The sequence below is a fragment of the Rhizobium mongolense subsp. loessense genome, assembly GCF_900099775.1.
Lineage (GTDB): Bacteria > Pseudomonadota > Alphaproteobacteria > Rhizobiales > Rhizobiaceae > Rhizobium > Rhizobium loessense.
Genome location: NZ_FMTM01000003.1, coordinates 327,184 through 349,439, shown reverse-complemented (window position 1 = coordinate 349,439; position 22,256 = coordinate 327,184). Strand labels below are relative to the sequence as shown.

The following is a 22,256-nucleotide window of genomic DNA, read 5'->3' as shown; positions in this document are numbered from 1 at the left end:
CAAAAGCACCGAAAACAAACCGCCAACCTATCTTGCCCACCGCCGAATTGTCGCCATGGCGGCGGCAAGGCACGGTCCCATGACGTCATACATACGTGCGGCCGGGCTCCAATCCAAATCACTGTTCGTTTCGCTTTGTTACGAAAGCATCCGCTTGAAATGGTTTAGGAATCATCAACTTATATGACGCTTTGAAACAGCTGCGCCCAGGACCGTGATCCCGGGCGCATGTGTGGCGATTCTGTGTCCGCTCAGTTCGATTGGCGGCGCAAGAAGGCAGGAATCTCGAGCTGGTCGTCTTCCTGCATCATGCGGGCCTGCGGAACACTGCGGCCCTGGTCGTCGAGATTGCCGCGGCGTGGAGCATAAAGGCTCGCCTCGGGCGAAAGCGGGCGGCGCTGCTGCGAAGCAGCGGCAGGCGCTGCCGTCATCTCGGGAGCGACTTCCTCTTCGCGGCGGCCGAGCGAATTGGTGATTCGCTTCAGCAGACCCATCGGGCCGCGCTCCTCATGCGCCTGTGCGGCAGCTGGCTGGGCGCGGTGATCGATCTCGGCCTGAACGACCGGCGGGAAGTCCTCGACCTTTGGCATGCGGACCGGCTGCTGCATGGCAGGTTCCTGGCGAATTGGCTGCTGCTGCATGACCTGCTGCGGCGCCGGCTGGCTCATAACGGGTGCCGGTGCGGACTGCACCGGAGCCGGACGTGCGGCCGGAGCTTCTTGAGCGGCTGCGAAGATGCGGCTCTGCGGACGGAACGCGTCCTGAGCAACAGGCTGCTGAACCGGAGCTGCAGGGCGCGGAGCCGGGATTTCGAGCTCGCGTTCCATCTCGGCTTCCGCCATGCGGATGGTCTGCGCGATCGGATCGGCCGGCTTCGGTGCCTGCATGACTGGCGCAGGCTGAACTGCGGCCGGTGCCGGAGCAACGGCCGCGGAAGGACGGATAGCCGGCTTTGCGGCAGGCTGGAAGTTCTTGGCAGCAGCTTCGTTCATCGCACGGTCGATACCGGTCGCAACGACGGAGACACGGATGATGCCTTCGAGCGATTCGTCGAAGGTCGCGCCGAGGATGATGTTGGCATCCGGATCGACTTCTTCGCGAATGCGGGTCGCAGCTTCGTCGACTTCAAAGAGCGTCAGGTCGCGGCCGCCGGTGATGGAGATCAGGAGGCCCTGAGCACCCTTCATCGAGGTTTCATCCAGCAGCGGGTTGGCGATTGCAGCTTCGGCAGCCTGCATCGCGCGGCCCTGGCCGGATGCTTCACCGGTGCCCATCATCGCGCGGCCCATTTCGCGCATGACCGAGCGGACGTCGGCGAAATCGAGGTTGATGAGACCTTCCTTCACCATCAGATCGGTGATGCAGGCAACGCCCGAATAAAGAACCTGGTCAGCCATGGCGAAAGCATCGGCGAAGGTCGTCTTGTCGTTTGCGATACGGAAGAGGTTCTGATTCGGAATGACGATCAGCGTATCGACTGACTTCTGCAGTTCCTCGATTCCGGATTCGGCAAGACGCATGCGGCGACCGCCTTCGAAGTGGAACGGCTTGGTGACGACGCCGACGGTCAGGATGCCCTTATTGCGGGCGGCCTGCGCGACGACCGGGGCCGCACCCGTGCCCGTGCCGCCGCCCATGCCGGCGGTGACAAAGCACATATGCGTGCCGCTGAGGTGATCGATGATCTCATCGATGCACTCTTCGGCGGCTGCGCGGCCGACTTCCGGCTGCGAACCGGCACCGAGACCCTCGGTGACGTTGGCGCCGAGCTGGATGATGCGTTCGGCCTTCGTCATGGTCAGCGCCTGGGCATCCGTATTGGCAACGACGAAGTCGACGCCTTGGAGACCGGCAGAGATCATGTTGTTGACAGCATTGCCGCCGCCGCCGCCGACACCGAACACGGTGATACGCGGCTTCAGCTCAGTGATATCCGGCTTTTGCAGCTTGATAGTCATGGTACCTGTTCCTTCTCTTTATGGCCGCATCGCCACGCCGGCCAATTCACTCAACTTCAGAAGCTTTCCTTCAACCACTGGCCCATCCGGGCGATGCGGCTGTTATTACCCCCAAGCGACATGAGCAGGCCGCTCTGTGACGCATGTGTTTCCATGTCCGCGACCTGCGGATAGATCATCAGTCCGACCGCCGTCGAAAACGCCGGTCCCTTGGCTGCCGTCGGCAAACCCGAGACGCCCATCGGACGGCCGATGCGGACATTGCGCGCCAGGATGCGCCGCGCCACTTCCGCAAGACCGGTCAACTGGCTTGCGCCGCCCGTCAGCACGACGCGCTTTCCGACGATCGGGCTGAACCCAGAGCGCTGGATCCGGTCGCGGATCAATTCCATCGTTTCCTCGATGCGTGCGCCGACGATGCGCGAAACGAGCGCGCGCGGCACCTGCGTCGGCTGATCGCGCTCGTCTTCCCCGATCGGTGGGATCGAGATGAGCTCGCGCTCGTCGGAGGAGTTCGAGAATGCCGAAGCGTGAACCACTTTCAGGCGCTCCGCGTCTTCGATGCGGGTCGAAAGGCCGCGCGCCAGATCGGTCGTGACGTGAAGGCCCCCAAGACCGACGGCATCCGTGTGGACAAGCTTGCCTTCGGCAAAGACCGAGATCGTCGTCGCACCGCCGCCCATATCGATCGCGCAGCAGCCCAGCTCGACCTCGTCGTCGACGAGAGCGGCCAGCCCGGAGGCGTAAGGTGTCGCAACGATGCCTTCGACGGAGAGATGCGCGCGATTGACACTGAGCTCGAGGTTCTTCAATGCGGCACGTTCGGCGGTCACGACATGCATGTCGACGCCAAGTACATCGCCATACATCGCCAGCGGGTCGCGGATACCGCGTTCGCCATCGAGCGAGAAGCCGGTTGCCAGAGAGTGCAGCACGGCGCGATCCTGGCGCAGCGACTGCTGGCAGGCGGCTGCAAGCACCTTCTTGAGATCGTTGAGTTCGACTTCCTGGCCGCCCAGATCAATCGTCGCCGTGTAGATGTCGCTGCCGAGACGGCCGGCCGTCAGATTGACAATCAGGCTTTCGACGGTAAGGCCCGCCATACGCTCGGCCGCATCGACGGCAAGTCGGATGACGCTTTCGAGCGCATCGAGATCGGCGATGACGCCGGTCTTGATGCCGCGGGAGCGCTGGTGGCCGATGCCGATGATTTCGATGTCGTGCGTGCGGCCGGGAAGAATCTCGCTCTCTTCGCGGGGCGTCAGGCGACCGATCATGCAAACGACCTTGGTCGATCCGATGTCGAGCACCGAAACGATATGCGACCGCTTCGACGAGAGCGGTTTCAGGCGCGGCAATCCGAAATGGGACGAACCGAACAAGCTCATATATTCTGCCCCGCCTTCTTCAAATCCTTGGTCCGCTGATCGAGAACGACCTGCCGGCGCGCCATTGCCTCCGGAGTCAGTTGGATCGCGGTCCTGTCCACCAGCCTGAGATCGACCGCTGCGATGTCGCGCGCCAGAAGATCCTGTTCCTTGTTGAATTTCGACAGCCTGGCGAGCGCCTGATCGACATTGTCGGACGGCAGCTTCACCACCACGCCGTTATCCATGTGCAGATCCCAGCGTCGACCGGATACCCAGACGTAAGCCTTCACGCGCGACGTGACGTCCGGCCACCGCGAAAACTCGCCTTCGAGCGAAGCCGCAGCACTTTCTGCATCTCGACCAACAACGAGCGGCAACGTCGAAAACTTGTTGTCGCGAAGCGGCGCAATGACGCTGCCATTCCTTTCGATCAGCGAAAGCTCCTGCCCGTGCTGCCAGATCGCATAGGCCTGGCGCTCCTTGAGCTTGACCTCGATCGTCTTCGGATAAATCTTCCTGACCTCGACGCTTTCGACCCACGGAAGCTTGACGATCTTCCGGCGCGCAGCATCGACATCGAGCGCCACCAGCGACGTCGTTCCGTCGAGACCAAGGAGTTCAAAGATTTCGATTTCGGAGGTTTCGGAATTGCCAGAAACCTTCACATCCTCGATGGCGAAACCGGCAGCCGTCGTCGCCGCTTGCGCGACCGTTTCCGTATGGCCGCCGAGCGACATGCCGTAGAGACCGGTCGCCGCGAAGAATGCGAGGGCAGAAATTGTCCCGGTATGCGCAGGAATGTGGATACGGCCAGTTCCGAGACTGACAAGAAAACGCACCACCCGGCGCAGCGGACGCGGGAGAACCATCCGCCCATCGCCCTCAGCAAGAGCGATGCTCGGTTGACGGCTTGGGCGCCCTATCCTTTTCACCGTCAACGAGAACAAGAGGCGTCCTCCACCATCCAACGCAAAAATTCACCAAAGGAATAACCGGCATGGCCGGCCATTTCGGGCACGAGGGAGGTTGGCGTCATGCCCGGCTGGGTATTCACTTCCAGCCAGATAACTTCACCATCTTCGGAGAACCGGTCGTCGTAACGAAAGTCGGACCGACTGACCCCACGACAACCAATTGCTTGATGCGCCCTTAACGCCAATGATTGTATTTTTTGGTAAATATTCGGTGAAATTTTCGCCGGGATGACGTGTTTTGAGCCGCCCGCAGCATACTTGGCATCATAGTCATAGAAGTTGTGACCCTGCGGCACCACTTCGGTCACACCGAGAGCCTTGTCGCCCATGACACCACATGTCAGTTCGCGGCCATAGACATACCGTTCGACGATGACCTCTTCGCCATAGCGCCACTCCGGCGAACTGATGATCTGCGGCGGATGAGCCTGACCCTCCTGAACGATCACGACACCGAAGCTGGAGCCCTCCCGGACAGGCTTCACGACATAGGGCGGCTTCATTGGATGCTCGGCCGGAAAGGCGAAACGATTGATGACTTCCGATTGCGCCACAGGGACGCCGGCCGCTGCCGCAACCCCCTTGGCCTTGCCCTTGTCCATCGCAAGCGCAGAGGCAAGAACGCCAGAATGCGTGTAGGGAATTTCGAGATATTCGAGGATGCCCTGGATGGTGCCATCCTCGCCGAAGGGGCCATGCAGCGCATTGAAGGCGACATCGGGACGAAGCGCCGCCAGCTTCGCGGAAATATCGCGATCGACATCGATCCGGGTAACCTGGAAGCCCTCGCCTTCGAGAGCATCCGCGCAAGCCGTTCCCGAAGACAGGCTCACCGGCCGCTCCGAGGAAAATCCGCCCATCAGGACAGCGACATGCTTGCGACTCATACGTACCCCCAAAATAAACCTCAGCCTGATTTTCGAGGCTTGCACCAAGCTTGCCCGCGAATCCGCTTCGCCTCAGACATGGGAGCGATATGACAACATTATGGTTAATGAAGTGTTTACTTTTATTAACCGGGTGCCTACGCGAGGCGTTTCCACCCCTCAGGAACCTCACTGAGGCTGCATGTTTCCGACTCGAAATCAGCGCGTTGCGGCAGCATGCTGAAGTTCGCTCACAGCATGAAAAAACCCGCACAGATGATCTATGCAGGTTCGCCCGGAGGGACAGCGAAAGTCGTCCTCAGTCGTCCTTGTCGAGCAATTTCCAGACAAGGCCGCCAAGCGCACCGCCGGCTATCGGCGCCAGCCAGAAGAGCCAAAGCTGCTGCAGGGCCCAACCGCCGACAAAGAGAGCCTGGCCTGTCGAGCGGGCGGGATTGACGGATGTGTTCGTCACCGGGATCGAGATCAGGTGGATCAGCGTCAGCGCCAGGCCGATCGCAAGCGGCGCAAAGCCAGTTGGTGCCCTACCATGTGTGGAGCCCAAGATGACGATCAGGAAGAACAGCGTGAGAGCGACTTCGATGACCAATGCCGAAGTCAGCGAATAGCCGCCGGGAGAATGCTCGCCATAGCCGTTGGAGGCAAAGCCCCCCAGTTCAAAGCCGGCCTTGCCGCTCGCAACGACATAGAGGAGCGCGGCGGCGGCAATGGCACCGATCACCTGCGCGACGATATAGGGAATGAGGCGTCCCACCGGGAATCGGCCGGCGACCGCAAGGCCGACGGAAACGGCCGGATTGAAATGGCCTCCCGAAACGCCGCCCACGGCGTAAGCCATTGTCAGCACGGTCAGGCCGAATGCCAGTGAAACACCGGCAAAGCCGATTCCAAGGTCCGGAATGGCTGCAGCAAGAACGGCACTGCCGCATCCGCCAAAGACCAGCAAGAACGTCCCCAAAAACTCTGCAATAAGGCTTTTCTGCATATTTTCTTCCTTCAATCTCAATCAGAGAGCGAACAAGGAAGTCGCTTGAAACTGATTCCCGTCAATCCCATCAATTTCAGGTGGCGCTTTCCACGCAATTGATCATAGGGCGCGAAAGAAATCATCGCGGTGCGGCTGCATCTAGTTTCATCACTTTCTTGCCCATTCGGCGTTTGCGCGGAATTAAAATTGCGTTAAGAGCCCTTCGATCCCTTTCCAAGGGCGCTCTTTATACATCCCGAATGGAATAAAAATGTCTGACGCGATATCTCCCGTATCGCCGACCTCCGCTTCATCGAACAGTGCGCAAGTCAATTCGCCGGCGCGCGTTCTAATCGCGAGCCTTGTCGGCACCACGATCGAATTCTTTGATTTTTATGTCTATGCGACGGCGGCCGTCCTGGTCTTTCCGACGCTGTTCTTCCCGAACAACGATCCGACCACCGCCCTTCTCGCTTCCTTTGCGACCTTCTCGATCGCCTTCTTCGCCCGTCCGCTCGGCGCCGTTGTCTTCGGTCATTTCGGCGACAGGATCGGCCGCAAGACGACTCTGGTCGCCGCTCTGCTGACCATGGGTATTTCTACGGTCATTATCGGTTTGCTGCCTTCCTACGGATCGATCGGCGTCGTGGCACCGCTGCTGCTTGCATTGTGCCGATTCGGCCAGGGCTTCGGCCTCGGTGGCGAATGGGGTGGCGCTGTTCTCCTCGCAACCGAGAATGCGCCGGAAGGCAAGCGCAGCTGGTACGGCATGTTCCCGCAGCTCGGCGCACCCGTCGGCCTCTTCCTCTCCTCAGGCGTCTTCTGGCTGTTGCTGCAGGTGATCTCGCAGGACGCGCTTTTGAGCTGGGGCTGGCGCGTTCCATTCATCGCCTCGATCGTCCTGATCGTCATCGGCCTTTGGGTTCGTCTTTCGATCACTGAAACGCCGGCCTTCCAGAAGGCAATTGACAAGCATGAGCGCGTTGCCGTGCCGGTTGCGGAACTGTTCCGCAAGCATAAGCGAAGCTTGTTCCTCGGCACCTTCGTGGCGCTCGCAACCTTCGTGCTCTTCTACATCGGCTCGGCCTATCTGCTGTCCTACAACGTCAAGGTTCTGAAAATTCCCTTCCTGGACGCGCTGGAAATCCAGATTGTGGGCTCGATCGCCTTCGGCATCTTCATCCCCGTCGCCGGCAGGCTCGCTGAAAGATTCGGACGCCGCGAAGTGCTGATCCTTACCACCGTCCTGATCGGTATCTTCTCGTTCTTCCTGCCCGGCCTGATGACCGGCAGCGAAGACAGCATCGTCGTCTTTGCGATTGTCGCCATGGCACTCATGGGCATGACATACGGCCTGATCGGAACGGCGCTAGCGGCCCCCTTCCCGACCGCAGTGCGCTACACCGGCTCGTCGATCACCTTCAATCTTGCCGGCATCTTCGGCGCTTCGCTAGCCCCCTATATCGCCACCTGGCTGCAGACGAACTACGGCATGCTTTATGTCGGCTATTATCTCGGTCTTGCTTCCGTGATCACGCTGATCTCAATCCTCGCATCCGGCCGCGAAGAAGTCTGATCAAGACTGCCTCCAGATCAATTAAAGGCCGCGGCGGTTTCCCGTCGCGGCCTTTTTCGTTATTGCCAATCAACTGGCCGTTCTGGATAGATAAAACGACTATTCGCTGGTCACACCCTGGAACGGGCGCACCTCGCGGCCCGGCATGAAAACGCCGAGACGCTTGATTTCCCATTCGAGCTTGACGCCGGAATTTTCGAAGACTTCACGGCGAACTTGCTCGCCGAGATATTCGAGATCGTAGCCGGTCGCCTGCCCCATATTGATCATGAAATTGCAATGAAGCGACGACATCTGCGCGCCGCCGATGACGAGACCCCGGCAGCCTGCTTCGTCGATCAACTTCCAGGCCGAATGACCTTCGGGATTCTTGAAGGTCGAACCGCCGGTCCTCTCGCGGATCGGCTGCACCGTCTCGCGGTGATTGCGCACCGCATCCATGTCGGCGCGGATCTTCGCCCGTTCCTCCGGATAGCCCTCGAAAAGCACGGAGGTGAATATGAGATCAGATGAGGCCGTGGAATGACGGTAGGAATATCCCATATCTGCGTTCGACAGCACGAGCTTGTTGCCCGTGCGGTCCGTGGCATTGACCTCGACCAAACGATCGCGGGTCTCGCTGCCATTGGCGCCGGCGTTCATACGCGCCGCACCGCCGATGCTGCCCGGGATGCCATAGAAGAAATGGAGGCCGCCGATGCCGTTGTCCATCGCCATCGCTGCCACATGCTTGTCCGGGCAAATGGCACCGGCGAGAATTCGGTTGTCGCCTGCAAGCTCGACCGAACCGAAGCCCTTGGCAGAAAGGCGCAAGACGACGCCCGGAATGCCGCCGTCGCGCACGAGGATGTTCGAACCGACGCCCACGACCGTCAGCGGCACCTCTTCCGGCAGGATTTTCAGGAATGCGATAAGGTCCGCCTCATCGTGCGGCTGGAACATCAGCTCGGCAAGACCGCCAGCATGGAACCAAGTGACACGGTCCATGGGGGCATCCGGCGTGAGGCGGCCGCGGATATCCTTCACACCTTCTCCGAGAGACTTGAGAAGCTTTTCCCCATTCACCTGTTTCATGCAGATTTTCCCGAAAGACCTTCCAGTTGCTTGGGCAGCGCGACTGCCCAGTAAGTTATATTCCCAGCCCCTAAGAGAACCACAAAATCGCCGGGCTTTGCAATCTCCGCGACCATCTCAGGCAAAAGCTCCTGGTTAGCAAGGAAGCGCGCGTCGCGGTGGCCACCCGCTTTGATGCGCGAAACGAGTGCCTCGGAATCCACGCCTTCGATCGGATCTTCGCCCGCGGCATAGACCGGAGCAAGAAAAATGCTGTCGGCATCGTTGAAACAGGCGGCAAACTCTTCGAACAGGCTGGAAAGGCGCGTGTAGCGATGCGGCTGATGGACAGTGATGACGCGACCCTTGCAGGCTTCGCGCGCGGCCTTCAGCACGGCCTTTATCTCGACTGGATGATGGCCGTAGTCATCAAAGATCTGCACGCCGTTCCATGAGCCGGTCAGCGTAAAGCGGCGCTTGACGCCGCCGAATGAGGCGAGGCCCGTTGCGATATCGGCGCTTGAAATGCCGAGGCGGTTGGCGACCGCAATCGCTGCTGTCGCATTCGAAATGTTATGTCGGCCGGGCATCGGCATTACGAGATTGTCGAGCCTGATGACCTGTCCCGTGCGGCGGCGGCGGATTTCGACGTCGAAGATCGACCGTGCACCGTCGATACGAACATTCATGAAGCGCACGTCGGCCTGCGGATTTTCACCATAGGTAATGACCTTACGGTCTTCGATGCGGCCGACGAGAGCCTGGACCTCTGGATGATCGAGGCACATGACGCCGAAGCCGTAGAAGGGCACGTTCTCGACGAACTGCCGGAAGGCGGCGCGCACGGCGTCGAAATTGCCGTAGTGGTCGAGATGTTCCGGATCGATGTTGGTCACCACCGCGACGTCAGCCGGCAGCTTCAGAAATGTGCCGTCCGACTCGTCGGCCTCGACCACCATCCACTCGCCCTCGCCCATGCGTGCATTCGTGCCGTAGGCATTGATAATGCCGCCGTTGATGACGGTCGGATCGAGACCGCCCGCTTCGAGCAGCGTGGCGACGAGCGATGTCGTCGTCGTCTTTCCATGCGTGCCACCGATGGCGATTGCATTGCGGAAACGCATCAGTTCGGCGAGCATTTCGGCACGGCGCACGACCGGCAGCAGCTTCTCGCGCGCGGCGACAAGCTCCGGATTGTCCTTCTTGATGGCGGTCGAGACGACCACAACTTCAGCATCACCCAGGTTTTCCGCCTTGTGACCGACGAAGACTTCGATGCCCTTGTCACGCAGACGCTGCACGTTGGCGCTGTCAGCCTGGTCCGATCCCTGAACGCGGTGGCCGAGATTATGCAGCACCTCGGCGATACCGCTCATGCCGATCCCGCCGATGCCAATGAAATGGACAAGGCCGATCGCCTTCGGCATTTTCATGACTGTGTCCCCCTGAACTCTGCAATTGTACGTCCGGCGGCAATAGCCTCAACCATGCCTGCAAGCAAGTTCGCAGCGTCCGGTTTCCCGGCCTGCTTTGCGGCAGCCGCCATTCGGGCGAGCTTTTCCGGGTCGTTCATCACATGAGTCAGGATCGAAGCGATCTTCTCCGACGAGAGCTCCGATTGTGCGATGACCTTCGCGCCACCGGTCGCAGCAAGGGCTGCCGCGTTCGCCGCCTGATCGTGATCAAGCGCATGCGGATAAGGCACAAGCACGGCAGGACGGCCAATGACCGAAATTTCCGAAACGGTCGAGGCGCCCGAGCGGCAGATCACCAGATGCGCATTTGCAAGGCGGTCCGCCATATCGGTGAAGAACGGCGCGATATCCGCCCCCATTTCAAGCCTGGCCACACAGCCGCTCACCATTTCCATGTCTTCGGGGCGCACCTGCTGAGTAATGCGCAACCGCGAACGCAACTCGTCGTCAAGCAGGCTGATCGCCGTCGGCATCGCCTTGGAGAAATATTGCGCGCCCTGGCTGCCGCCGAAGACGACGAGATTGAAGGGTTCTCCGGCATGGGAAGGCTTGTACGGCACCTTCGCCGCTTCGATGATCGCCGGACGCACCGGATTGCCGGTCGTCACGGTCTTCTCGGAATAAGCGCCGCCATTCTCCGGCAGGAAACCGCCGGCGATCGCCTGCACGCGTTGCGCCAGCGCCTTGTTGGCGCGGCCCATCACGGCGTTCTGTTCGTGGATCATCGATGGCACGCCGAGGCGCGTGGCGGCAAGCAGCGGCGGCACGGTCGGATAGCCGCCGAAACCAACGACGACCGCAGGCCTCAGCTGCTGGATCAGTTTCTTGGCGGCACGCATTCCCGTCCACAGCGTCCACAGCGAACGCGCGACTGCGATCGGGTTCTTCGAGCCGATCGTCGCCGACGGCACGACGTGGATTTCATCCGCGGGGAATTTGCCGGCAAAGCGCTCGGCACGGCTGTCCGTCACGAGATGCACGGAATAACCGCGCGCCTTCAGCTCGTATGCCAAAGCCTCTGCTGGAAACACGTGGCCGCCGGTGCCCCCGGCGGCGAGCAGGATGATACCTTTGCTCATCGGTAGGTTCGCCTTTCAACCAGGCAGCCGCCCCTCATCCGCCTGCCGGAACCTTCTCCCCGTTTTGACGGGGAGAAGAACCCATACCGCAAATTCTTAGTACCCCTGCCCGTCTCACGGGGCACGGACCCTCTCCCGGCCAGCAGGTCGAGGGCAAGCGTTGGGGGCAATTTAGACGGCACGAGCATATTTTACTCCGCCGGCAATCCGTGCGGCACGCGGAAGAGGCTCCGCTCCTGTGCACGTTTTTCCGGACGATGGCGCGTCAGCGCGAGAATAAAACCGGCGGTCACGCAGATCGCGACCATGGACGAACCGCCGTAGGAAATCAGCGGCAGCGTCATGCCTTTTGCCGGAAGCAGCTCGAGATTGACGCCGATATTGATGATCGACTGGATGCCCATCTGGAGCACGAGCCCCGCGACGGCAAACCGGTTGAAGTCGTTCTTCTCCTTATATGCGTGCGATAGCCCCCTCAAAACAAGAACCGTGAAGAGCAGAACGAGCGCGATGCAGAAGATGATGCCGAATTCCTCGGCGGCGACCGAGAAAATGAAGTCGGTATGCGCGTCCGGGATGATGCGCTTGACGATGCCCTCGCCCGGTCCTTTGCCAAACCAGTCGCCGCGGATGATGGCCTCACGCGCAGTGTCGATCTGGAACGTATCGCCCTCGCCGGTCATGAATTTGTCTATGCGCCCCGCCACGTGCGGGAAAACGTAGTAGGCGCTGAGCAGCCCGCCCGCACCGCCGGCGCCGAGCAGGATGATCCAAATCCAGGGCATGCCCGCCATGAAGAACATGCCACCCCACACGGCCGTCGTCAGGATCGTCTGGCCAAGGTCAGGTTGGGCGACGAGAAGCGCCGCGACCATCCCGAAGAGGATGATCGCAAAGAGATTGCCCGGGATTTCCGGCTGACGCGCATGCTCTGCAAAGAGCCAAGCACAGACGACGACGAAGGCGGGCTTCATGAATTCCGACGGCTGGACCGAGATGCCAGCAAGCGTCACCCAGCGCCTTGAGCCTTTGACCTCGATACCGAAGAAAAGTGCCAGAACCATCATAGCGAGCGAGATGACAAGCAGTAGGATGGCGGTCCGTCGCACCTGCCGCGGCGTCAGAAAAGAAAGCCCGATCATGACGGCGATCGAGGGAATCATGAACGCCGCGTGACGCTTCACAAAATGGAACGGCTCTAGCCCGATGCGCTCGGCAACCGCGGGCGAGGCCGCAAAGGAGAGCATGAAGCCGACGCCCATCAGGAAGATGAACATCGCCAGAAAAAAGCGGTCGATGGTCCAAAACCAATCGGCCAAAGGCCCACGTTCCGCACGGCTCACCATGTCATCTATCTCCTGTTGCCGAACCGACCAGCATCCTCACTCCGTCGAGCGCTGCCACATGGCTGACAAATGCATCGCCCCTGACTTCGAAGTTCTTGTACTGGTCGAAGCTTGCGCAAGCCGGGGATAACATCACCGCGGATGGACCAGTGTCATCTTTTTCCGCATCGGCCGCGGCATGGGCAACCGCGCGTTCCAGCGTACCCGAAATCTCGTAGGGCACCGCCTCGCCGAGCGTCGCGGCAAATTCCGCCGCCGCTTCGCCGATCAGATAGGCCTTGGCGATGCGCGGGAAGAACGGTGCAAGCGTCGTGATGCCCCCCGCCTTCGAAAGACCGCCGGCGATCCAGTAGATGCGATCGTAGCTCGAAAGCGCGGGCGCTGCGGCGTCTGCGTTAGTCGCCTTCGAATCGTTGACGAAGACGACGTTGCCGCGCGTCCCGACCGGCTGCATGCGGTGTTTGAGGCCGGGGAAGGAGGCAAGCCCGGTGCGAATCTCTTCGGCCGAAACGCCGACGGCAAGGCAGGCGGCGACCGCCGCAGCGGCATTCTGCGCATTGTGGCCGCCACGTAGCGTCTGGATGGCGTCGAGATCGGCAAGCGGCAAAGCCGCAGCGGAAGAAGCCTGCATGAGCTTCGTACCTTCGGCATAGACTCCATCGGCCAGCGGATGGCGGCGCGAAATGCGGACCACCTTCGTTCCTGCCCGCTCGACGCGATCAGCGATCATTTCGCAATGACTGTCATCGACGCCAACGATAGCGGTGCCGCTGCCGGCAACCAGGCGCTCCTTGATGCCGGCATAGTGCTGCATCGTGCCGTGACGATCGAGATGATCAGGCGTGAGGTTGAGCAGGATGCCCGCAGAGGGATTCAGCGTCGGCGCGAGGTCAATCTGGTAGGAGGAGCACTCGACGACATAGTAGCGTCCAGCTTTCGGCGGATCGAGCGTCAGCACGGCCGTTCCGATGTTGCCACCAAGCTGCGTGTCGCGGCCGCTGGATTTCAGGATATGGGCAATCAGCGCGGTCGTCGTCGACTTGCCGTTCGTGCCTGTGATGGCGATGAAGGGGCAATCCGGCGCATGCGCTCGGCGCTCGCGCACGAAGAGTTCGACATCGCCAACGATATCGACACCGGCGGCGTGGGCGAGATCGACCGTCCAGTGCGGTTTCGGATGCGTGAGCGGCACACCCGGCGACAGAACGAAGAGCGACTGAACGCTCCAATCGATGCTTCGCAGGTCCGCGGTATGGATTCCCTCGGCGGCAGCCTTCGTCACACTGTCCGGATTATCGTCCCAGGCCGTGAGATGGGCGCCGCCCAGAATGAGCGCGCGGGCCGTTGCAAATCCGGACCCGCCAAGCCCGAACAGCGCGACCTTCTTTCCTGCAAGCGTCGTGACAGGAATCATGTCTGCCTCACCGCAGCTTGAGGGTGGAAAGGCCGAGCATCGCAAGGCCGACGGCGATAATCCAGAAGCGGATCACGACTTGGCTTTCGGTCCAGCCCTTCTTCTCGAAATGGTGGTGGATCGGCGCCATCAAGAAGACGCGGCGCCCGGTCATCTTGAAGAAGCCGACCTGGATGATGACCGAGAGCGTTTCTGCAACAAAGAGACCGCCGATGATCGCCATGACGATCTCGTGCTTGGTCGCGACCGCAACGGTGCCGATCGTGCCGCCGAGCGCCAGCGAACCCGTATCGCCCATGAAGATTGCGGCGGGCGGCGCGTTGAACCAGAGGAAGCCGAGGCCCGCACCGATGACTGCGCCGAGTACCACGGCGAGTTCGCCCGTGCCGGGCACGAAGTTGATCTGCAGGTAGTTCGCAAAGACCGCATTGCCGGCAAGATAGGCGATGACACCGAAGGAGGCGGCGGCAATCATCACGGGAACGATCGCAAGACCATCGAGACCGTCCGTCAGGTTGACGGCGTTGCCCGCCGAAACGATGACGAAGCCACCGAAGGCCACAAACACGATGCCGAGATTGATCAGGAAATCCTTGAAGAACGGGAATGCGACCGAGGAGCCGAAGGTCGAGCCTGCCGTACCGGAGGCAAGCGCGGTGCGCATCATGAAATAGACGGCGATGCCGGCAATCACGAACTCTATGCCGAGACGTGCTTTGCCCGAGAACCCCTTATCGCTCTGCTTCGTGACCTTGAGATAGTCGTCGTAAAAGCCGATCGCGCCGAAGCCGAGGGTGACGAGCAGGGTCGCGACCACATAGACGTTGGAAAGGTCGGCCCACAGAAGCGAGGCCCCGACGATGCCTGCTAGGATCATCAGCCCACCCATGGTCGGCGTGCCGGCCTTCTTGAAATGCGTCTGCGGCCCGTCGGCGCGGATCGGCTGGCCCTTTCCCTGTCGGATTCGGAGCGAGTTGATGATCATCGGCCCGAAGAGGAAGACGATCAGTGCGGACGTGAAGAGAGAGGCGCCTGTACGGAAGGTAATGTATCTGAACAAGTTCAGAAACTTCAGTTGGTCCGACAGTTCGACTAGCCAAATCAGCATTCGAGGCCCCTTGTTTACCCGGTCAAAGTTCGCGTTGCGTGTCTACAAATGGCGCAAACCTGTCAAGGATCGCGGCGACAATCTTGCCGAAGCCTATCCCCAAAGACGATTTCACCATCAACACGTCGCCAGGCGCGACCGAGTTCAATACATATTCCGTGAGTTCTTCCGTCTTCTCGCGGTATTCGACCTCCACGCTGTCGGGAAGCGATTCCTTCAGGGCCAGCATGTCCTTGCCCGCAAGCCAGACATGTTCGATGCCGGCCGCAAGCAGCGGCCCGGAAAGGTCAGAATGGACCTTTTGCGCGTATTCGCCCATTTCCAGCATGTCGCCGAGCACGGCGATGCGGCGCCCGCGGTCTGCCGGACCGGCTGTGGCAAGCAGCGCGATCGCCGCGCGCATCGAGGCGGGATTGGCGTTGTAGCTTTCGTCGATCAGCGTGAAGCTGCCGGTTCCGATCGACAATTTGTGGCGGCGGCCCCTGCCCTTTTCGGGCTGCAGCGTGGCCAGCGCTGCGATTGCCTTGTCGAGGTCCGCGTTGACGAGCGTGACGATGCCGAGAGCGGCCAGGGCATTTTCCGCAATATGCCGTCCGGGCGCGCCGAGCGCCACTTCGAACGTATCGCCGTCGATCGTCAGCCAGAGCGCCGAGCTTTCATCCGAGCCGTTGAATTCCGCAAGGCGGAACTCGGCCTTCGCGTGCTGGCCGAAGGAATGGATATTCTCGATGCCGAGCGACTGCGCCGTCCGTTCGAGAAAATTGAACTGGTCGCTGTCGCGGTTGAGCACCACATGCCCGCCGTGGACCAAGCCTTCGAAAACCTCCGCCTTCGCCGCGGCGATTTCCTTGATGCTCTTGAAATTGCCGAGATGCGCGGGAGCGATCGTCGTGACGACGGCGACATGCGGCCGGATCATCTTCACCAGCGGCCGGATTTCGCCCGGGTGATTCATGCCGACTTCGAAGACGCCGAAGTGCGTGTCGAGCGGCATGCGTGCCAGTGTCAGCGGCACGCCCCAATGGTTATTGAAGGAGGCGACGGAAGCGTGCACCTTTCCGGACGGCGAAAGCACGTGGCGAAGCATCTCCTTGGTCGTCGTCTTACCGACAGAGCCCGTCACCGCTATGATCTGCGCCCTCGAGCGCTGACGCGACGCGACGGCGAGCCGACCGAGCGCTGCGAGCACATCATCGACGACGATCATCGGAACGGTCAAGCGGCCAAGCCCCGGAAGGCGGGCTTCGCTGACGACGAGAAGTGCAGCACCGTTCGCCATCGCCATCGAGGCGAAGTCATGGCCGTCGACCCTGTCGCCCTTGATGGCGAAGAAGGCTTCGCCGGTACCGATCGAGCGGCTGTCTATGGAAATGCCGGTGATGCCTTCAGGGAGCGTGCCGAACGGGCGGCCCGCCATGGCGGCTATCATATCATCGGTGGTCCAAAGCCAGTTCACGATTTCAGCTCCTCCAAAGCTTCGCGCACTTCGGCGTGGTCCGAGAACGGCAGCGTCACACTCCCGATCGTCTGCCCTTCTTCATGCCCCTTGCCTGCAACGATGAGTGTGTCGCCGGATTTCAGCATACCGACGGCCTGGTAGATCGCCTCCGAACGGTCGCCGATCTCGGTGGCGCACGGCGCCGCAGCCATGATCTCCGATCGGATCGAGGCCGGCTCCTCGGAACGCGGATTGTCGTCCGTGACGATCACCACATCGGCCAGGCGGCAGGCGATCTCGCCCATGATCGGACGCTTGCCCCGGTCGCGGTCGCCGCCGCAACCGAAGACCAGGATCACGCGCCCGGTCGTAAAGGGACGCACGGAATTCAGTACATTTTCCAGCGCATCCGGCTTGTGGGCATAATCGACATAAGCAAGCGCGCCATCCTTTGTATGGCCGACGAGTTCGAGACGCCCCGAGGCGCCCTGCAGCTTTTCAAGAGCGGCCATCGCGATCTTGGCCGGAACGCCGGTAGACATGGCAAGCGCCGCGGCAACCAGCCCATTGGCGACCTGAAAATCGCCGGCGAGCGGAATATCCACCTCAAAAATCTCATCACCACAATGAACTTCGGCGATCTGCTTGTGACGGAAGTGCTCGACCCGCTTAAGCGCCAGATAATCCCCTTTGCGGCCGACGGTGCGGACATCGTGGCCTGCATCCTTTGCCGCCTTGATCGCTTGCTCGGACCAGGCATCGTCGGCGAAGATGACGGCAGGCGAACCCTTCGGCAGCAACGTATCGAAAAGCCGCATCTTGGCGGCCAGATAGCTTTCCACGGTCGGATGATAATCCATGTGATCACGGCCTAGATTGGTGAAGGCGGCAGCCGAAAGCTTCACGCCATCCAGACGACACTGGTCGAGACCGTGACTTGATGCCTCCATCGAAGCGTGCGTCACGCCCTCGTCAGCGAGATCGGCCAGCAGCTTGTGCAGGGAAACCGGATCGGGCGTCGTCAGCGAGCCGTATTCGTTGCGCATCGGCGAAACGACGCCCGTCGTGCCGATCATGGCCGCTGGATGTCCGGCATAGGCCCAAATCTGGCGCGTGAAGGAAGCGACGGAGGTCTTGCCAGCCGTGCCGGTTACGGCAACCATCGTCTGAGGTTGCCTGCCGTAGAAATGCGATGCGGCGACGGAGAGAAAGCGACGCGGTTCCTTCACCGCCAGGACAGGAATGGGAGCCTCGACGGCTTGAGCCGACACGGCAAGGGTCGCGCCATGTTTTGCGGCATCGGCGATATAGAGCGCGCCATCGGCCTTCGAGCCGGCCACCGCAATGAACGCCATTCCGGCTTCGATCTTGCGGCTATCGGCTGAAAGCCCGGAAATCTCCAGCCCGCCCACCGGCCCTTCGAGTTGCTCCTTGATTTCCGGAAATGCGCTTCCGGCTATGTCCCGCAGTTTCATCGAATGTCTTTTCTCTCTCACGCCGCCCACCCCACGCGAATCGGCGCTGATATTCATTCACACTCAATAAGACACCAGCAAGGCCGATCCGTCTTGGCCAAATTGCGGTTCGATACCGAGGATGGGTGCGGCACGGCGGATGATGTTCTTGACCATCGGCGCAGCCGTGTAGGCAGCGATGTTCTGGCCCTTTTCGCCGTTATGTGGCTCGTCGCAGAAGGTCAGCACGACATATTGGGGATTATCGATCGGGAACGCCGCGATGAAAGCGTTGAAATTCAAATCATTCGCGTAGCGGCCGTTGACGACCTTGTCGGCCGTGCCCGTCTTGCCGCCAACGTTGAAGCCCGGCACGTCGGCGTTGCGTCCCGAACCTTTGAGGCCGTTCAGCTTGAACAGGTAGCGGATTTCGTCGCTGGTGCTCTTCTTGACGACGACCTCGGCCGTCTCGTCTGCCTGGTCCCGGGTGCGCGGCAGGAAGGTCGGCTCGATGAGCTTACCGCCATTGACGAGGGCTGCGCCGGCAACGGCCGTCTGCAGGGGTGTCGTCGAGACGCCATGGCCGAACGAGATCGTGATCGAGTTGATCTTCTTCCAAACCTTCGGCTGGCTCGGCATCTTCACTTCGGGCAGCTCCGTCCGCATCTTCGTCAGCAGCCCAAAGCGCGTCAGATAGTCCTTCTGCAGGTCCATGCCGACGATATCGATCATCTTCGCGGTGCCGATGTTCGACGAGTATTCAAAGATTTCCGGCACTGTCAGCCAGCGGCGCTGACCGTGGAAGTCGTTGATCGTAAAACCGCCGATGCGGATGGGACGGCTAGCATCGAAGCTGTCGTTAATGCTGACCTTGCCGCTGTCGAGCGCCATGGCCGTACTGAAGGTCTTGAAGGTCGAGCCCATTTCGAACGTGCCGTTCGACATGCGGTTCAGCCAGCCTTCCTTGGCGCCTTCTTCCGGATTGTTGGGGTCGAAGTCCGGCGCTGAGGCCATGCCGAGCACTTCGCCGGTATGAATATCAAGGACGACCGCGCCCGCGCCCTTGGCTTCGTAGTTGGTGACCGCGTTTATCACGACGTCGCGCACGATGTTCTGGACGCGCAGGTCGATCGAGAGCTTGACCGGCTCGAGCGGCTGATCGCTGGTCATTCCTACCGATGCCAGGTCGGCAAGGCCCTGGTCGTCGATGTATTTTTCCATGCCCGCGACGCCGCGGTTGTCGATATTCACATAACCGAGAATATGCGAGGCGGTTGGACCACCCGGGTAGAAGCGGCGCTTTTCCGGACGAAAACCGATACCGGGAATGCCGAGCGCCAGAATCTGGCTCTGCTGCTTCGGGGTCAGCTGGCGGCGGAGCCACGCGAAATGCGAACTCTTGACCGAGAGCTTCTTGTAAGTGCCCTTCACATCGAGATCGGGCAGGACAGTCGCAAGCTTCTCGATCGCCTCATCGGCATCGACGATCTTGTTCGGTTCGGCAAAGAGGGAAACCGTGCGGATGTCGGTCGCCAGCACTTCGCCGTTGCGATCGAGGATGTCGGGCCGCGACGCCATCAGGCGGTCCGGTGGCAGGATGCTGGAAACGACTTCCGGATCCTTCATCCCATATTCGACCAGGCGGCCACCGATGACGCCGTAAAGCGCTGTGAACCCGAGGATCAGCAGACCGACCCGGCTTTTGGCCTGACCGGACTTCTTCTTGCGCGAACCCTCAAGCGGCAAGCTGCCCGACGGGCCACCGAAGCGGTTATAGACGCCGGAGGAGAAATGCGCCTGGCTCTTGAGGACCATGATGCGAGAGAGAAACGACATGGCTACTCCACAGATCCCGTTGACATCAGATCCTCTTCTTCCGCCCGCGGCGCCGGAGTGGGAACCGGCTGCGCCTTGGCAGCAACGGCCGTACCTGCGCTTGCACCAGGCTTCTGGCCGTTCTTCGCCTCGGTGATTTCCGGAACCGGGACCTGCGATTTCAACATCGGCAATTCGCGCATATGGACGAGCGCGGTGGAGTCCGTCGGCTGCAACTTCAGTTCGCCATTATAGGTGTTCACCAGACGCTCCAGCCGGTTCGGCTGCGATTGCAGCGCCCAGTCGGCCTTGAGCAGATCGATCGTATCCTTTTCGAGCTTGATCTCGGCTTCGAGGCGATGAACCTCTTCGAGCTTCAGTTCTGCTCGGTGCTTGATTGTATAGGTCACGGTGGCCGCTGCCGTCATGACGCCAATGAGCACAAAGTCCAATGTTCTCAGCATATCAACCTCCAAGCTTTCCGAGGCTGGCAAGACTAGGCAATCCGAAGATCGACATATCCGCAGATTCGGCCGGCGCATTGGTACGCATGCCGGCCCGCAGCTTGGCGGAACGCGCCCGCGGATTGGCCTCGGCTTCAGCCTTACCTGCAGCAATCATGGATCTACCGATTGGTTCGAAGGTCGCCGCGCGCTCATGGGCGATCGGCAGATGGCGCGAGCCTGAAGCTTTGCCGGCGCGGTCGGAGAAGAATTTCTTGACGATACGGTCTTCCAGCGAATGGAAGGTGACGACCACGAGACGACCGCCGGGCCTCAAGACGCGCTCGGCGGCAAAGAGCGCCTGCCCGAGTTCGCCAAGCTCGTCATTAACGAAGATGCGAAGCGCCTGGAAAACGCGGGTCGCCGGATGGATCTTGTCCTTCATCTTGCGCGGCGTCACGACCTCGATGAGCCCGGCGAGATCACGCGTCGTTTCGAACGGCTTTTCGGCCCGGCGCTTTTCGATGGCATGCGCGATACGCGGCGCCTGATCTTCTTCGCCCAGGAAGTGGAAGATGCGGATGAGTTCGGCGACCTTTGCACGATTGACGACGTCGGCGGCAGAAACACCGGAAGCAGACATGCGCATGTCCAGCGGCCCGTTCTTCTGGAAGGAGAAACCGCGCTCAGCCTCATCGATCTGCATCGAGGAAACACCGATGTCGAGCACGACGCCGTCGAGTCCACTCTCAGGCGCATGATCGGCCAGGCTGGAAAACTGCGAATGGGAGAGCTTGAGGCGGCCGCCAGAGGCTGCGACCAAATCCTGGCCGGCCGCAATTGCCGTCGGATCCCGATCCAGCGCAATCACATCGGCGCCGGCGTCGAGAATGGCCGATGTGTAGCCGCCAGCACCAAAGGTTCCATCGAGAATGATTTTGCCGTAGGCCGGCTGAAGTGCCGAAAGCACTTCGGCAAGAAGAACCGGAATGTGGCGAACCGGTCCGCCACCGGCATCAGTTGAACCTCCGCCAGGATTCGCCGCCATTCCGTACCCTCGTTCTATCCGGAACGCCTGCCCGCCAGCCTGCGCTCCCCTCGTGCCTGTATCTGCGCCGCCTGGAATGCCTGCGGCTGCCACAGCTGAAAATGATCCGCCCGACCGACGAAGGCCACCTCGTCCGAGATACCGGTAAAGTCGCGGATGAAATCCGTGACCATCAGCCGCCCCTCGGCGTCGAGCTTCATGAAGACCCCGCCCCCATGGATAAGAAGCGACATCTCGTTCGCATCCGGCGAAAACGGATCCTCCGCAGCGATCTGCCGCTCGAACCTTTCGAGAAGGTCCGGGCCGCCGACGCTGATCGCCGGAAACACAAAGTCCTGAAAGCAATAGAGCTCCTGGACGTTGCGCTGCGCCAGAACGGAGCGAAAGGCCGCAGGCACGGAAACCCTGCCCTTGGAATCGATCCGGTTGGTCGCATTCGAAAGGAAGCGGCTCATGACACGAAACATCCGTTCCCGAAAGAGCCCGAGCAGAATTCAGATGCCCGAAGCCCTCAAATTCAGACACAGCTTCGCCAGCCGGATGAACGAAAATCCACCCGGCGCCTCCGGAAAGGACGACGCCTTGGCTTTGCGATTGATGGGCGTTTGATTGCCCTCGTGCAGTGCATTTATGGGATACCATGGGACCATATGGGCGTCAATGGGAAACGCCCGTCTCGCGATGAGCGCAGTATCGAAAATTTATAAGCTGTTAAGTTTAACAAAGGGTTAGGATCGACACTTCCGCTCGCCCCAGAAAGCATCGATGAGAAAAAGAAATCCGCACGACGGCCCATGCGCAATTTTCGCAAAAATCGCGAACAATCAGAGGATTACGGATCGCCCCCCGAA

18 protein-coding genes are annotated in these 22,256 nt (G+C 60.7%); 1 reads left to right on the top strand and 17 read right to left on the bottom strand.

What is annotated here, in order from left to right; genetic code table 11:
• Positions 1 to 251: 251 nt before the first annotated feature.
• The 5 genes from ftsZ to aqpZ all read right to left on the bottom strand — a co-directional run bounded on the left by ftsZ (position 252) and on the right by aqpZ (position 6,174).
• Positions 252 to 1,958 (bottom strand): cell division protein FtsZ, encoded by a 1,707-nt coding sequence (gene ftsZ / locus BLP23_RS12880; protein ID WP_092585237.1) that lies wholly within the window; start codon positions 1,956 to 1,958, stop codon positions 252 to 254.
• Positions 1,959 to 2,014: 56 nt separating this feature from the next.
• Entirely contained in the window at positions 2,015 to 3,346 is a 1,332-nt protein-coding gene (ftsA, locus tag BLP23_RS12875; RefSeq protein WP_092585236.1) for a cell division protein FtsA, read from the bottom strand.
• Entirely contained in the window at positions 3,343 to 4,275 is a 933-nt protein-coding gene (locus BLP23_RS12870; RefSeq protein WP_092585235.1) for a cell division protein FtsQ/DivIB, read from the bottom strand. Before BLP23_RS12870 ends, ftsA begins: the two co-directional genes overlap by 4 nt.
• Positions 4,263 to 5,189: a D-alanine--D-alanine ligase gene (locus BLP23_RS12865; RefSeq protein ID WP_092585234.1), complete on the bottom strand. Its 927-nt coding sequence runs from the start codon at positions 5,187 to 5,189 to the stop codon at positions 4,263 to 4,265. The genes BLP23_RS12870 and BLP23_RS12865 overlap by 13 nt, the downstream gene beginning before the upstream one ends.
• Before the next feature lie 298 nt (positions 5,190 to 5,487).
• Positions 5,488 to 6,174: an aquaporin Z gene (gene aqpZ / locus BLP23_RS12860; RefSeq protein ID WP_092585233.1), complete on the bottom strand. Its 687-nt coding sequence runs from the start codon at positions 6,172 to 6,174 to the stop codon at positions 5,488 to 5,490.
• Positions 6,175 to 6,427: 253 nt separating this feature from the next.
• Here aqpZ and BLP23_RS12855 point away from each other — a divergent pair, with 253 nt between their 5' ends.
• Entirely contained in the window at positions 6,428 to 7,732 is a 1,305-nt protein-coding gene (locus BLP23_RS12855; RefSeq protein WP_092585232.1) for an MFS transporter, read from the top strand.
• A 99-nt stretch (positions 7,733 to 7,831) separates the two neighbouring features.
• Here the strand turns inward: BLP23_RS12855 and murB are convergent, their stop codons facing one another.
• From murB to mraZ, 12 genes are all read right to left on the bottom strand, one after another.
• Entirely contained in the window at positions 7,832 to 8,806 is a 975-nt protein-coding gene (murB, locus tag BLP23_RS12850; protein ID WP_092585231.1) for a UDP-N-acetylmuramate dehydrogenase, read from the bottom strand.
• Complete coding sequence (gene murC / locus BLP23_RS12845; protein WP_092585230.1) at positions 8,803 to 10,218, bottom strand: UDP-N-acetylmuramate--L-alanine ligase; 1,416 nt, start codon at positions 10,216 to 10,218, stop codon at positions 8,803 to 8,805. Before murC ends, murB begins: the two co-directional genes overlap by 4 nt.
• Positions 10,215 to 11,339, bottom strand: a complete 1,125-nt coding sequence (murG, locus tag BLP23_RS12840) for an undecaprenyldiphospho-muramoylpentapeptide beta-N-acetylglucosaminyltransferase (RefSeq protein ID WP_092585229.1) — start codon at positions 11,337 to 11,339, stop codon at positions 10,215 to 10,217. The genes murC and murG overlap by 4 nt, the downstream gene beginning before the upstream one ends.
• A gap of 191 nt (positions 11,340 to 11,530) precedes the next feature.
• Positions 11,531 to 12,685, bottom strand: a complete 1,155-nt coding sequence (gene ftsW, locus BLP23_RS12835; RefSeq protein ID WP_092585228.1) for a putative lipid II flippase FtsW — start codon at positions 12,683 to 12,685, stop codon at positions 11,531 to 11,533.
• A gap of 1 nt (position 12,686) precedes the next feature.
• A complete protein-coding gene (murD, locus tag BLP23_RS12830; RefSeq protein WP_092585227.1) occupies positions 12,687 to 14,099 on the bottom strand; it encodes a UDP-N-acetylmuramoyl-L-alanine--D-glutamate ligase in 1,413 nt (470 codons plus the stop codon).
• 7 nt (positions 14,100 to 14,106) lie between these two features.
• A complete protein-coding gene (gene mraY, locus BLP23_RS12825) occupies positions 14,107 to 15,207 on the bottom strand; it encodes a phospho-N-acetylmuramoyl-pentapeptide-transferase (protein ID WP_092585226.1) in 1,101 nt (366 codons plus the stop codon).
• A gap of 22 nt (positions 15,208 to 15,229) precedes the next feature.
• Positions 15,230 to 16,663 (bottom strand): UDP-N-acetylmuramoylalanyl-D-glutamyl-2,6-diaminopimelate--D-alanyl-D-alanine ligase, encoded by a 1,434-nt coding sequence (locus BLP23_RS12820; protein WP_092585225.1) that lies wholly within the window; start codon positions 16,661 to 16,663, stop codon positions 15,230 to 15,232.
• Positions 16,660 to 18,177, bottom strand: coding sequence for a UDP-N-acetylmuramoyl-L-alanyl-D-glutamate--2,6-diaminopimelate ligase (locus BLP23_RS12815; protein ID WP_208603144.1), 1,518 nt, complete (start codon positions 18,175 to 18,177; stop codon positions 16,660 to 16,662). The genes BLP23_RS12820 and BLP23_RS12815 overlap by 4 nt, the downstream gene beginning before the upstream one ends.
• Positions 18,178 to 18,183: 6 nt before the next feature.
• Positions 18,184 to 19,935: a peptidoglycan D,D-transpeptidase FtsI family protein gene (locus BLP23_RS12810; RefSeq protein WP_092585223.1), complete on the bottom strand. Its 1,752-nt coding sequence runs from the start codon at positions 19,933 to 19,935 to the stop codon at positions 18,184 to 18,186.
• Between the two features lie 2 nt (positions 19,936 to 19,937).
• The gene (gene ftsL / locus BLP23_RS12805) at positions 19,938 to 20,378 is read right to left on the bottom strand and encodes a cell division protein FtsL (protein WP_092585222.1); all 441 of its coding nucleotides are present in this window, start codon (positions 20,376 to 20,378) and stop codon (positions 19,938 to 19,940) included.
• A 1-nt stretch (position 20,379) separates the two neighbouring features.
• Positions 20,380 to 21,405, bottom strand: coding sequence for a 16S rRNA (cytosine(1402)-N(4))-methyltransferase RsmH (gene rsmH / locus BLP23_RS12800; RefSeq protein ID WP_092585221.1), 1,026 nt, complete (start codon positions 21,403 to 21,405; stop codon positions 20,380 to 20,382).
• Positions 21,406 to 21,419: 14 nt separating this feature from the next.
• Positions 21,420 to 21,860, bottom strand: coding sequence for a division/cell wall cluster transcriptional repressor MraZ (mraZ, locus tag BLP23_RS12795; protein WP_028739521.1), 441 nt, complete (start codon positions 21,858 to 21,860; stop codon positions 21,420 to 21,422).
• Positions 21,861 to 22,256 lie beyond the last annotated feature (396 nt).

Bases quoted from the DNA above. Each gene is read 5' to 3' on its own strand.
- BLP23_RS12855 (WP_092585232.1), top strand. From the start codon at position 6,428: ATGTCTGACGCGATATCTCCCGTATCGCCGACCTCCGCTTCATCGAAC.
- ftsZ (WP_092585237.1), bottom strand. From the start codon at position 1,958: ATGACTATCAAGCTGCAAAAGCCGGATATCACTGAGCTGAAGCCGCGT.
- BLP23_RS12810 (WP_092585223.1), bottom strand. From the start codon at position 19,935: ATGTCGTTTCTCTCTCGCATCATGGTCCTCAAGAGCCAGGCGCATTTC.
- ftsA (WP_092585236.1), bottom strand. From the start codon at position 3,346: ATGAGCTTGTTCGGTTCGTCCCATTTCGGATTGCCGCGCCTGAAACCG.
- mraZ (WP_028739521.1), bottom strand. From the start codon at position 21,860: ATGAGCCGCTTCCTTTCGAATGCGACCAACCGGATCGATTCCAAGGGC.
- rsmH (WP_092585221.1), bottom strand. From the start codon at position 21,405: ATGGCGGCGAATCCTGGCGGAGGTTCAACTGATGCCGGTGGCGGACCG.
- ftsW (WP_092585228.1), bottom strand. From the start codon at position 12,685: ATGGTGAGCCGTGCGGAACGTGGGCCTTTGGCCGATTGGTTTTGGACC.
- aqpZ (WP_092585233.1), bottom strand. From the start codon at position 6,174: ATGCAGAAAAGCCTTATTGCAGAGTTTTTGGGGACGTTCTTGCTGGTC.
- BLP23_RS12815 (WP_208603144.1), bottom strand. From the start codon at position 18,177: ATGAATATCAGCGCCGATTCGCGTGGGGTGGGCGGCGTGAGAGAGAAA.
- ftsL (WP_092585222.1), bottom strand. From the start codon at position 20,378: ATGCTGAGAACATTGGACTTTGTGCTCATTGGCGTCATGACGGCAGCG.
- murD (WP_092585227.1), bottom strand. From the start codon at position 14,099: ATGATTCCTGTCACGACGCTTGCAGGAAAGAAGGTCGCGCTGTTCGGG.
- mraY (WP_092585226.1), bottom strand. From the start codon at position 15,207: ATGCTGATTTGGCTAGTCGAACTGTCGGACCAACTGAAGTTTCTGAAC.
- murG (WP_092585229.1), bottom strand. From the start codon at position 11,339: ATGAGCAAAGGTATCATCCTGCTCGCCGCCGGGGGCACCGGCGGCCAC.
- murC (WP_092585230.1), bottom strand. From the start codon at position 10,218: ATGAAAATGCCGAAGGCGATCGGCCTTGTCCATTTCATTGGCATCGGC.
- BLP23_RS12865 (WP_092585234.1), bottom strand. From the start codon at position 5,189: ATGAGTCGCAAGCATGTCGCTGTCCTGATGGGCGGATTTTCCTCGGAG.
- murB (WP_092585231.1), bottom strand. From the start codon at position 8,806: ATGAAACAGGTGAATGGGGAAAAGCTTCTCAAGTCTCTCGGAGAAGGT.